Genomic DNA, 11,694 nt, shown 5'->3' on the forward strand with positions numbered 1-11,694 from the left:
TTCACCTTTGCTCCCCAGTGCTCGGACGCCATGCCTCATATCCTGATTGTCGAAGACGAAGCGGCGATAGCCGACACGCTGATTTTTGCCCTGCAAGGCGAAGGTTTCACCACTACATGGCTGACCCTCGGCCAGGCGGCGCTGGACCATCAGCGCCAGACCCCGGCCGATTTGATCATCCTGGACATCGGCCTGCCGGATATCACCGGCTTTGAAACCTGCAAACAATTGCGCCGCTTCAGCGAAGTGCCGGTGATGTTCCTCAGTGCCCGCGACGGCGAGATCGACCGTGTGGTGGGCCTGGAGATCGGTGCTGACGACTACGTGGTCAAACCCTTCAGCCCACGGGAAGTCGCGGCGCGGGTGAAGGCGATCCTCAAGCGCGTGGCGCCTGTCGCGGCATCGGCGAACGGCAGTCGGTTCCAGGTGGATCAGGAACGGGTGCAAATCAGCTACGGTGGCCAGCTCCTGAACCTTACCCGCCATGAATTTCGCTTGCTCAACTGCCTGCTGGAGCAACCCGAGCGGGTGTTCAGCCGCGAGCAATTGCTGGATGCCGTGGGCGTGCCGGCGGACGCCGGTTATGAGCGCAATATCGACAGCCATATCAAAAGCCTGCGCAGCAAATTGCGTAGTGTTGCCGCCGAGGCTGAGCCGATCCAGACCCATCGCGGCCTGGGCTACAGCTACAGCCCGAGCCACAGCTGATGCGCCTGGGACTACGGATTTTTCTGGTTTATGCGTTGTTTATCGGCCTGACCGGCTACTTTGTGCTTAGCACCGTGATGAAGGAAATTCGCCCAGGCGTGCGCCAGTCCACTGAAGAAACCTTGGTGGACACCGCCAACCTGCTGGCGGAAATCCTGCGAGACGACGTCAAGCAGGGCACCCTCGGGCAGAGTCATTGGCCGACGGTGCTCAAGGCTTACGGCGACCGTCAGCCCGGTGCGACCATCTGGGGCCTGGCGAAAAACCAGGTCAATCATCGCATCTACGTCACCGACGCCAAGGGCGTCGTGTTGCTCGATTCCAGTGGCGAAGCGGTGGGCCAGGACTACTCGAAATGGAACGACGTCTACCTGACCCTGCGTGGCGAGTACGGTGCCCGTTCGACCCGCAGCGATGCCGAAGACCCGGCTTCGTCGGTGATGCACGTGGGCGCGCCGATCCGCGATAACGGGCAGATCATCGGTGTGGTCACCGTGGCCAAGCCCAACAGCTCGCTGCAACCCTATGTCGACCGCACCGAGCGCCGTTTGCTGTGGTACGGCGCCGGGCTGGTGGCGCTGGGTTTGTTGCTCGGGGCGTTATTGTCCTGGTGGCTGAGTGCGGCGCTGCGGGGGTTGACGGCCTACGCCCAGGCGGTCAGCGAAGGGCGCCGCGCCGAGTTGCCGCATTATCGGGGTGGTGAGCTGGAACAACTGTCCACCGCCGTGGAACACATGCGCACCCAACTGGAAGGCAAGGCCTACGTCGAGCACTACGTGCATACCCTGACCCATGAATTGAAAAGCCCGCTGGCGGCGATTCGCGGCGCGGCGGAGCTGTTGCAGGGGGAAATGTCCCAGGCCCAGCAGCAGCGGTTTGTCGGCAATATCGACAGCGAAAGTGCGCGCTTGCAGCAGTTGATCGAACGCTTGCTGAACCTGGCCCAGGTCGAGCAACGCCAGGGCTTGGAAGAACAAAGCGCCTTGCCGCTGGCGGTGTTGGTGGACGAAGTGCTCAAGGCACAATGTGCGCGGATCGAAAGTGCCGGCTTGCAGGTGGAGCAGGGCATTGCGGCGCACCTCAGACTGTTCGGTGAACCCTTCCTGCTACGCCAGGCCTTGGGCAACCTGCTGGAAAACGCCCTGGATTTCACCCCGCCCGGCGGCACCTTGCGCTTCACCGCTCAGCGCCAGGACAAGCAGATTGAGCTGAGCCTGTTCAACCAGGCTGAAGCGATCCCCGACTACGCCTTGCCGCGCTTGAGTGAGCGCTTCTACTCGCTGCCACGGCCCGCCAGCGGGCGCAAAAGCACCGGCCTGGGGCTGAACTTCGTCGAAGAAGTGATGCAGTTGCACGGCGGGCGCTTGCAGATCGGCAATGTCGCCGGCGGAGTGTTAGTGGTGCTGTGGCTGCCGGCTGACTTATAGCTGGAACAGCCACTGAGCCTTGGTCGGGTCCAGGTGCGCCACGTTGATCCGTAGCCAGTTGCTCTTGTGGCCATCGGCGCTGAACAATTGACCGGGGGCCAGCAGGATGCCGTGTTTGTAGGCGCGCTCCAGAAACTCGTCAATTTGGTTCAGCCTGGGGTGACGTACCCAGAGGAACAAGCCGCCATCAGGCAGATGAAAAATCTCCCAACCCCAGCGCTGGAAACTGGCCTGGGCAATCGCCTGGTGGGTCTGCAACTTGCGCTGCACCAGGTTCAGGTGCCGCTCATAAATCCCATCCGACAGGATCGCGCTGAGAAAACGCTCGCAGAAGCTCGGCACGGCAACGCTGGTCAGCAGTTTCAAATCCGCCAGCGCGGCGATCAGGTGAGTCGGCGCCACCAGATAGCCCACCCGCAAACTGGCGGACAGGGTTTTGGAAAAGCTGCTGATATAAATCACCTTGCGCAAACCGTCGAGGGTCGCCAGGCGCGTACCGTGTTCACCGGCCAGGTCGCCGTAGACATCGTCTTCCACCAACAGCAGGTCGTACTGATAGGACAGCTGCAAAATCTGGAAGGCGTTCTGTGGGCTCAATGACGAACCGGTGGGGTTGTGAAATTGTGAGTTGATGAAGAACGCCTTGACCGGGCGACTGGCCAGAACCTTTTCCAGCGTCTCGATATCCGGGCCGTTTGGCAGGCGTGGGATACCGACCACGGTTGCACCACGCAGGGCCAGCAACTGCACCAGGTTGCTGTTGCACGGGTCGTCCACCAGCACACAGTCGCCCGGTTCAATAAGCTTGCGGATCACCAAATCCAGGGCCTGGGTGGCGCCGAGAGTGGTGAGCACCTGATCAGGATTGACCGTCAGCGCCAACTTGTTGTGCAGGTGCTGGGCCAGGTTCTGGCGCAGCGGCAGGTGGCCGAGCGGGTCGCCGTATTCGATCAGCGAGCTGTGGGCGAAGTTGGCAGTGCGCCGCACGATCCGCGCCAGGGCCTGGGTGTCGCGCCAGGTTGGTGGTAGCCAGCCGCAACCCAGCTTCATGCTGTAGGCATCACCGTGGAAAATCCGCCAGAAGGCGTTCAGGTTATCCTGGTCAGCGGCTTCCAGAGGCTCCAGCCGGATCGCAGCCAGTGGCTTGCTGGCCTGGGCCTCGACGAAAAAACCACGGCCCTGGCTGGCGCTGATAAAACCGTTGATTTCCAGGCGCTCGTAGGCGCTGACCACCGTGTGGTAGCTCAGGTCGTGTGTGGCGCAGAGTTTGCGAATCGACGGCAAGCGTTGCCCGGGCTTGATCTCGCCGCGTCCGATTGCGTCCTTGATGGCGCCCACCAGTTGCTCGATAACGGCAACATTGGGTGAGCGGTCTAGTATGAGTTCCATCCCTGTAACCTGTACCGCGAAGTGTTAGGGCGAATTTTCTAACAGTTATCACAGTGGGGCCAGTACTGTTTTTGGGTTATCGGGATTTCTGGCGTAAGTCTGGGCGGCAACGTTCAGCTTAATTCAGGAGGAATAGAGATGACTGAGGCCCTGTCACCGTCGGTATCGGCACCCCAGCACACCCACCAGTTGGCCGTGACCAACCTGGACAATTGGGGCGACTGGAAATGGCAGCAACGCAATGCGGTGACCAAGCTCGACGAGTTGCTTAGTTACTTCCCTGGCCTGGAGCAGGATGGCTGGCTGCAACGCATCGGCGAACACCTGGAAAACCGCAAGCTCACCGTAACGCCCTACACCCTGGGGCTGATCAAAGTCGATGAGCACATGCGGCCCCTGGCCAATGATCCGTTCTGGCGCCAACTGATTCCGGACTGGAACAGCAGCCCCATCACCCAGGCGCTGGGCTATGACGGCGAGTCGGAAAACTGGGAGTTGCCCGATGAAATGGTCACACCGATCTGCCAGCACAAATACGACAACCGCGTCATCCTGCGCCTGGCCAACGTCTGCCACGCCTACTGCCAGTTTTGCTACGAAGCGCTGCGCACCCTGGAAAAACAAACCGTCAAAAGCTCGATGCGCAAGCAGGACTGGCTCGACACCCTCGACTACATCCGCCAGAACCCGCAACTCGACGAAGTGATCCTCAGCGGCGGCGAGCCGTTGATGCATTCCGACAAGCACCTGGATGGCTACCTCAGTGACCTGCGGGCCATTCGCCCGAACCTGATCATTCGCCTGCACACCCGCGCGCTGACCTTCAATCCGTACCGCATCACCCCGCAACTGGTGGAGATCCTCGGTCGCCACGACGTCACCGCCATCGGCCTGCACATCGTCCATCCCCGTGAAGTGACCGAGGATTTCCTGGTGGCGGTCAAGCGCCTGCGCTCGGTATGCCCGATCCTGTTTGCCAACATCCCGCTGCTCAGTGGCATCAATGACGATTACGAGACCATGGCGGAGTTGTGCCTCAAGCTCTATCGCCACGGCATCCAGCCCCATTACCTGTACCACTTCATGCCGTTCTCCCCAGGCTCTCAGGCTTTTCGCACCGATATCAGCGCCGCCGTCGCCCTGGTCAGCCGCATGAAACGCCGGCTGTCCAACATCGCCGTGCCGGAATACGTGCTGCCCCACAAGACCGGCAAATACACGGTGCCCCTGGACTTGATCATCGGCCAGCCGACCCTTGAGCGGCGCAGTGATGGTGAGTACCTGCAGTACACCAATTGGCAGGGCCAATCCTGCACATTCCCGGAATGACCACTATGTTCAATCGTTTTGCCAGCCACCTGGTGGACCTGGATAACCCCAACCCGTTTCCCGGCATGGTCGCCTTCCAGCAGCGCACCGGCATACAGGTCGACCTGCGCCTGGGCGGCAACGAATGCCTTGATGCACCGCTGACTGCCCTGCGCGAGCAATATGGCGATGACTTCTGTGAGCACGCGCGGCTGTACGGCGATCCGCAAGCCTTTGCCCTGCGCCAGGCGCTGGCGACGGCCCACGGTTTTAATCCGGCGCAATTGTGCCTGGACAGCGGCGCCGATGCCGTCCTCGCCCTGTGCCTGCGGGCCTTGTGCGTGCCGGGGGATCGCGTGGTGTGCAGCGCCGGTACGTATCCGACCTTCGCTTATTTCGCCAGGGCCGCCGGGTGCGAGGTGATCAAAACCCCGTACCACCGCACCGCCACCAGCCTGGCAGTGAACATTCCCGGCTTGTTGCTCGAAGCGGTGCGCTCCAGGGCCAAGGTGGTTTACCTGGCCAACCCGGACAACCCCACCGGCAGTTGGTGGTCGTCCGAGGCCATCGAGGAGCTGGCGGCGTCATTGCCCGAGGAATGCACCTTGTTGCTGGACGAGGCCTACCTGGATTTTTGCCCCGACCTGCAGATGAACAGCGAGCGGACGGTGGAAGGCTGCATCCGCGTGCGCTCGCTGTCCAAGGCTTACGCCTTGGCCGGGTTGCGCCTGGGATTTGCCCTGGCCGATACGGCCATCATCGACATGCTGAACAAGGTGCGCATTCACTACGCTGTCGGCGGCCTGGTGCAACATGCCGCCCTAGTCGTGTTGGCGGACCGGCCACACGCCGAGTCCATTCGGGTCAATAACGCCCTGTTGCGTGATGCCTTCAGCCAGCGTTTGCGCCGTGCGGGTTATCGGGTGCTGCCGTCCGGAACCAATTTCGTCAGCCTGTTGTTGCCGTCCAATGCTGCTGCGCAGCATTTGCAGGAGCACTTGCTGGATCATCGGATCGCCGTGCACCGGCCGCCACACCCGGCGTTCGCCAATTTGATCCGGGTCACAGTGTGCGAGGCCGCCCTGGAAGAGCGGGTGCTGGAATTGTTCGAGAGGGCCATGGAATGAAGCCTCTACTGCAATTTCGCGACGCCTTGCAGGATGCCTTGCCGATCGTCATCAGCGGCTTCGTCTTCGGCCTGGTGTTCGGGGTGTTGGCCAGCAAGGCCGGGCTGTCGCCCCTGGCCGCCACCTTCATGAGCCTGATGGTGTTCGCTGGGGCTTCGCAGTTTGTTGCGGTGGAGCAGTGGCAGTCCGGGCAGTTGTCGGTGGTGGCGATTGTGATGACGACGTTACTGGTCAACCTGCGACACTTGCTGATGAGCCTGTCGCTGCGACCGGCCTTTCGCAACGAGCCCAAACGCAAGTTGATCCCGGCGTTCGCCCTGTTGCTGATCGACGAAACCTGGGCGCTGGCCGAGCATCGATTCAAGCAGTCGGCGCCGTCCCTGCGTTACTTCGTGCAGGCGGGCTTGCTGATCTATTTCGGCTGGGTCGGCGGCACGCTGTTGGGCACGCAATTGGGCAGCCATATCCCACGGCCGACGGACTTTGGCCTGGACTTCACCTTTGTCGCGATGTTCCTGTCGTTGATGGTGTTGCTGTGGCGTCGCTCGCTGGACTTCTTCACTTGGCTACTCTCCGGCGTGATTGCTTTCTACGCCGCGCAATTGCCGGGTATCGGCCAGGCGTCGGTGGTGATTGCGGCGATTATCGCCAGTGCCCTGGTGGCCGCGCTCCCGCAGTCCGGGCAACTGGAGGCCGGCCATGAGTGAACTGGAACTGGCCGCGATCATCGGCATGGCCCTGGTCACCTACCTGACCCGTATCGGCGGCTTGCTGGTGACCGCCGAGCGCACGAGCCTGAACGGCTTTACCGAACGCTTCCTGAAGAACCTTCCGGCCGCGCTGCTGGCGGCGCTGATCAGCCCGAAACTGGCCACCGGCGATGTGTCGATCTGGCTGGCAGCGGCAATCACCGTGGCGGTGGTCTGGAAATTCAAAAACACCTTGCTCGGCGTCGCTGCGGGCACGTTTTCCTGCGCAGCGATTCGTTGGCTTATCTAAGGACAGTACAACGTCTGAAGACAGACGAACTCTGGACTTATTGTGGCGAGCGGGCTTGCCCGCGTTGGGGCGCGAAGCGGCCCTAAAACCTGCTACTTCGTTCTTGTTCTTACTGGGGCCGCTGCGCAGCCCAACGCGGGCAAGCCCGCTCGCCACAATAAGCGGGCTTGCCACAGGTATCAGCACTTTCAAAGAATGTGTCATCTAAGGACAGACCATGAAAATTGGAATCATCGACTCGCTTCACAACCGCTACGTGACCAAGGCCGACATCGAACAAGAGGTGTTTGGCGGGCGGGCTACCGTCTCGCTGTTCCAGACCGCCAGCGCCGATGACCTGCCGCAAGCGGCGTTGCAGTGCGACGGGTTGATCAGTTGGCATCTGGTGCCTTTGCAAGCGCCGTTTATCAACCGGCTGGAGCAATGCCGGGGCATCGTGCGTGCGGCGGTGGGTTTTGACAATATCGACTTGGCGGCTGCGCGCCAGCGCAATATTGAAGTGGCTAACGTGCCGGACTACGGCACCGAAGAGGTCGCCGATCATGCGGTGGCCATGGCTCTGTCGCTGCTGCGTCGGTTGCCGCGCGGTCATACGGTGGTGTCCCGTGGCAGTTGGGACTGGCGTGAAGTGGGCGCCTTGCCGCGCCTGAGCCAGTTGCAGGTGGGGATCATCGGGTGCGGGCGGATCGGCATGGCGGCGGCGTTGCGCTTCAAGGCGTTCGGCTGTCAGGTGAGTTTTTTCGATCCCCATGTGTGCAGCGGCGTGGAGAAGTCCCTGGGTATACAGCGGTGTGAAACCCTCGCCGAGCTGTTGCACAAGGTCGACCTGATAAGCATCCATGCACCGCTCAACGAGCAAACCCATCACCTGATCGGCCCTCGTGAGTTGGCGGCCCTCAGTGGCAAATATCTGATCAATACCGCACGCGGGCCGATCATCGACGGCCAGGCCTTGCGCGACGCGGTGGTCGACGGCCTGCTGGCCGGCGTCGGGCTGGATGTTTACGAGGATGAGCGCCAGGGCATCCCGGAGCAGTTCCTCGGCCGTGATGATGTGCTGCTGTCACCCCACGTTGCGTTCTACTCCGAGGCGGCACTTGCGGAGTTGCGGGCCAAGGCCGCGCAGGTGCTGTTGAGCATTCTGGAGAAGGGTAGCCACCGTAACGTGGTCAACTGACAGACCCCGCTGGAGAGTCTCCACAGACTCTCCACATCACCTCCACAAAGCCTCTACATACCCGCCACAAACTCTCCCCATTCAAACAGGGAGAGACCCATGAACCGCAGCCTGCTATTCAAACTGGGCGCCATCGCGCTGCTGATCCTGCTGTTGCTGATTCCGTTGCTGATGATCGACGGCATCATCAACGACCGCCAGCAGCTGCGCGACGGCGTGTTGATGGACATTGCCAGCAGCTCCAGTTATAGCCAGCGCCTGAGTGGCCCGGTGCTGGTGGTGCCTTATCGCAAGACCGTCCGCGAGTGGAAGCTCAATGAAAAGCTCAACAAGCGCTACGAGGAAACCCGTGAAGTGCGCGGTCGTCTGTATTTCCTGCCGGAGCATTTTGAGCTCGACGCCAAGGTGCAAACCGAACTGCGGGCACGGGGTATTTATCAGGCGCGGCTGTTCCATGCGGACAACCGCATCAGTGGCCGCTTTGTTTTGCCGGAGCAGTTGGGCATCAAAGAAAACTTTGCCGATTACCAGTTTGACCAGGGATTTCTGGCGGTGGGCATCAGCGATATTCGCGGTATCGAAAATGCCCTGAAACTGGAGCTGGGCACTCAGCGCCTGGAGTTTTCACCGGGCACCCAGGTCGGTTGGCTGGGGGAAGGGGTGCATGTGATGTTGCCCCAGCAAGACAGCAAGAAACCGGCGCCCCTGGATTTCGCTTTCGACCTGCGCTTGCAAGGCACCGAGCAATTGCAAGTGGTGCCAGTGGGCAAGACCAGCCAGGTCAAACTGGCGTCCAACTGGCCGCATCCGAGTTTTATCGGCAACTTCCTGCCAGCCCAGCGGGAGATCTCCGCCGAAGGCTTCACCGCCAATTGGCAGACCTCGTTTTTCTCCACCAACCTGGAAGAAGCCCTGCGCGGTTGTCTGTCGGAGCGCGGCTGTGAAGACTTCAACGGCCGCAGCTTTGGCGTGAGCTTTATCGACCCAGTGGACCAGTACCTCAAGAGCGATCGGGCGATCAAATATGCGCTGCTGTTTATCGCCCTGACCTTTGCCGGCTTCTTCCTCTTTGAGGTGCTCAAAAGCCTGGCGGTGCACCCGATCCAGTACGCGCTGGTGGGCGTGGCCCTGGCGTTTTTCTACCTGCTGCTGTTGTCACTCTCCGAGCACATCGGTTTTGCCCTGGCGTACCTGATCTCGGCCAGTGCCTGTGTGTTGTTGATTGGTTTTTATGTCTGCCATGTGTTGCGCAGCCTGGCCCACGGCTTGGGCTTTTCGGCGGGGTTGGCGGCGTTGTATGGCTTGTTGTACGGGTTGCTGAGTGCCGAGGATTACGCGCTGTTGATGGGCTCGCTGTTGCTGTTCGGCCTGCTGGGCACGGTGATGGTGCTGACGCGCAAACTGGACTGGTATGGCGTGGGCAAACACAAACCGGTCGAGCCGCTGGAGTTTGATCTGGAGGCGGTACATGAGTAGGTCATTGGGGTTGCGCGAAGACCAGCGGGTGGGCGCGCAGTTGGTGGCGAGGCTTATTACGTTGTTTCCCCCGCCACCGACATTACCGGTCAAACCGGCGGCTGGGTCTCCAGCATCGACGGCCGCTGGCTGACTTCGGCATACCAGGCTGCCAGCCTTGGGTTATCCAACCGCCACTGCATATCCGGGTGGCGGAAATCCAGGTACCCCAAGGCACAGGCCACGCTGATGGCTGCTACGTCGAAATGGCTGGTCAGTTCGGCAATGGCGTCCCGTTCCAGTTCTGCTAGGGTGCGGCGGATCTTGTTGCGCTGCTCTTCCAGCCACTGGTCCCAGTGCTTGTCCGGCGGGCGCAGGGCGGTTTCATAACGCATCAGCACGGCGGCATCCATGATCCCGTCGGCCATCGAGGCAAGGGTCAGACGCCGCCAGCGGGCCGAGCCTTCGCGGGGGATCAACGGGTTGCCGACGTGCTGGTGGTCGAAATAATCGAGGATTACCCGGCTGTCGTGCAACACATTGCCGTCGGCCAGGCGCAAGGCTGGGATCTTGCCCACCGGGTTGCCCTGGTTCAGTTCAGCAGCAGGATTGACCGGTGTGACCAGCACGGCCTGCAAGGCCACACGGTCCTGCTGGCCGGTCTCGTACAGCAGCACCCGGACCTTGCGAACGAAGGGTGAGGCGGGGTTGTGGAGCAACGTCATGCTTGGGGCGGACATGGAAATTCCTCGGAATAGGGCAGGGCCTAGCCTATCTCAACGCTTGAACAACGCCCAAGCTCCAATCACCGCCGGTATCCCCAGCCCGATCCAACTCAAGGAATCCCAAGCGCCATCCCCCAGCAACGCCGCGAACAAACCCGCCGCGCTGAGCAAGCCAATCCCCAGCGGAGTGCTGAACACCTTCCAGAAACTCGACTGCCGGGGCTTCATGGCTTGGCCGCCTTGCGCCGTACCTGCCATAAGTACACGCCACTGCCCAGGACGATGATGGTCAGCACATCCAGCACCGCCCAGAGGATTTTCATCGGCATGCCGCCGTAGTCACCAAAATGCAGCGGTTGGGACATGCCCATGGCGTCCATGTACCACGGGCGTTCGGCGATGGCGGTCACTTGCAGCGTGCTGGCGTCAATCAGGACCGGCGTCAGCAAATGCGATGTCAGGTGGGTGCTGCCTTTCATGAACACCGCGTAATGGTGCTCGCTGGAAAAACGCGTGCCTGGGAAGGCGATAAAGTCAGGCGTCATACCGGGTGCGGCGTTTTCGGCGATCTTCAGCAGGTCCGTCGCGGGTGCGCGCAAGGTCAGCGGCGGGGCATTTTTGTAGGGTTCGATCATCGCGTTGAGGCTGTCATTGCGCCAGGCAGCGATGATCAGGTCGGCGCAGGCGCTGATCACGCCGGTTACGCCCACCACCAGCGCCCAGGTCAGGGTGACGACGCCGATCAGGTTGTGCAGGTCGAGCCAGCGCAGGCGGGTTGATTTGTCCTGGCGCACCGTGGCGAACTTCAGCCGGCGCATGAACGGCAGGTACAACACTGTGCCGGAGATGATCGCCAGCACAAACAGGATGCCCATGAACGCCAACAGCAACTTGCCCGGCAGGCCGGCGAACATGTCGACGTGCAGGCGCAGCAGGAACAGCGTTAGCCCGCCATTGGCTGACGGCGTTTCTACGGCTTCGCCGGTGCGGGCGTCGAGCATGAAGGTGTGGGACGAGTTGGGTTCGGTACCGGCGGTGGCAGCCATGATGGCGATCACGCCGTTTTTGTCATCCTCGTCCCAGGCCAGGTATTGCATGGCTTCGCCGGGACGGTGGGCCTGCGCCGCCGTCACCAGTTGTTCCAGGTTCAGTTGCGGCGTGTCGGCGGGCATCTGCTGCAACTCGGGCTCGTTGCCTAGCAGGTGGTCGATCTCGTGGTGAAAGATCAACGGCAGGCCGGTCAGTGCCAGCATCAGCAGGAATACAGTGCAGACGAGGCTGGCCCAAGTGTGGATGAAGGACCAGCGGCGGATGGTTTTGCTTTTCATCACGGCTCCAAAGGCAAAAGGGCCGCTAGTGAGGCGGCCCTTCGTTAGCGG

The 11,694-nt window shown here is 61.4% G+C and carries 12 protein-coding genes; 8 read left to right on the forward strand and 4 right to left on the reverse strand.

The annotated features are described in order from the left end of the window. Positions 1-30 precede the first annotated feature (30 nt). Positions 31-708 carry a two-component system response regulator CreB gene (gene creB / locus AAEZ06_RS11300; protein WP_350614295.1) on the forward strand — a complete coding sequence of 226 codons (678 nt, stop codon included), beginning with the start codon at positions 31-33 and terminating at the stop codon, positions 706-708. Further along, a complete protein-coding gene (creC, locus tag AAEZ06_RS11305; protein WP_350614296.1) occupies positions 708-2,135 on the forward strand; it encodes a two-component system sensor histidine kinase CreC in 1,428 nt (475 codons plus the stop codon). Before creB ends, creC begins: the two co-directional genes overlap by 1 nt. Here the strand turns inward: creC and AAEZ06_RS11310 are convergent. Continuing rightward, positions 2,130-3,524, reverse strand: coding sequence for an aminotransferase-like domain-containing protein (locus AAEZ06_RS11310; protein WP_149413431.1), 1,395 nt, complete (start codon positions 3,522-3,524; stop codon positions 2,130-2,132). The two genes, creC and AAEZ06_RS11310, sit on opposite strands and share 6 nt — an antisense overlap. Positions 3,525-3,662: 138 nt before the next feature. Between AAEZ06_RS11310 and AAEZ06_RS11315 the strand changes: the two genes are divergently transcribed. The 6 genes from AAEZ06_RS11315 to creD all read left to right on the forward strand — a co-directional run bounded on the left by AAEZ06_RS11315 (position 3,663) and on the right by creD (position 9,611). Continuing rightward, complete coding sequence (locus tag AAEZ06_RS11315) at positions 3,663-4,853, forward strand: KamA family radical SAM protein (RefSeq protein ID WP_350614298.1); 1,191 nt, start codon at positions 3,663-3,665, stop codon at positions 4,851-4,853. Positions 4,854-4,858: 5 nt separating this feature from the next. Beyond that, the gene (locus AAEZ06_RS11320) at positions 4,859-5,959 is read left to right on the forward strand and encodes a pyridoxal phosphate-dependent aminotransferase (RefSeq protein WP_350614300.1); all 1,101 of its coding nucleotides are present in this window, start codon (positions 4,859-4,861) and stop codon (positions 5,957-5,959) included. Then, on the forward strand, positions 5,956-6,666 hold the full coding sequence (locus AAEZ06_RS11325) for an AzlC family ABC transporter permease (protein ID WP_350614302.1): 711 nt from the start codon (positions 5,956-5,958) through the stop codon (positions 6,664-6,666). The genes AAEZ06_RS11320 and AAEZ06_RS11325 overlap by 4 nt, the downstream gene beginning before the upstream one ends. Further along, positions 6,659-6,958: an AzlD family protein gene (locus tag AAEZ06_RS11330; RefSeq protein ID WP_149413435.1), complete on the forward strand. Its 300-nt coding sequence runs from the start codon at positions 6,659-6,661 to the stop codon at positions 6,956-6,958. Before AAEZ06_RS11325 ends, AAEZ06_RS11330 begins: the two co-directional genes overlap by 8 nt. Positions 6,959-7,175: 217 nt before the next feature. Then, entirely contained in the window at positions 7,176-8,135 is a 960-nt protein-coding gene (locus AAEZ06_RS11335; RefSeq protein WP_350614305.1) for a C-terminal binding protein, read from the forward strand. 99 nt (positions 8,136-8,234) lie between these two features. Then, a complete protein-coding gene (gene creD, locus AAEZ06_RS11340; protein ID WP_350614307.1) occupies positions 8,235-9,611 on the forward strand; it encodes a cell envelope integrity protein CreD in 1,377 nt (458 codons plus the stop codon). Between the two features lie 89 nt (positions 9,612-9,700). Here the strand turns inward: creD and AAEZ06_RS11345 are convergent, their stop codons facing one another. The 3 genes from AAEZ06_RS11345 to AAEZ06_RS11355 are packed head-to-tail and all read right to left on the reverse strand — an operon-like array spanning position 9,701 to position 11,643. After that, the gene (locus AAEZ06_RS11345) at positions 9,701-10,330 is read right to left on the reverse strand and encodes a glutathione S-transferase family protein (protein ID WP_350614309.1); all 630 of its coding nucleotides are present in this window, start codon (positions 10,328-10,330) and stop codon (positions 9,701-9,703) included. Between the two features lie 36 nt (positions 10,331-10,366). Continuing rightward, the gene (locus AAEZ06_RS11350) at positions 10,367-10,543 is read right to left on the reverse strand and encodes a hypothetical protein (RefSeq protein ID WP_350614311.1); all 177 of its coding nucleotides are present in this window, start codon (positions 10,541-10,543) and stop codon (positions 10,367-10,369) included. Next, a complete protein-coding gene (locus AAEZ06_RS11355) occupies positions 10,540-11,643 on the reverse strand; it encodes a PepSY-associated TM helix domain-containing protein (protein WP_350614313.1) in 1,104 nt (367 codons plus the stop codon). Before AAEZ06_RS11355 ends, AAEZ06_RS11350 begins: the two co-directional genes overlap by 4 nt. Between the last annotated feature and the right edge of the window lie 51 nt (positions 11,644-11,694).

This window comes from Pseudomonas sp. HY7a-MNA-CIBAN-0227 (assembly GCF_040310325.1).
Lineage (GTDB): Bacteria > Pseudomonadota > Gammaproteobacteria > Pseudomonadales > Pseudomonadaceae > Aquipseudomonas.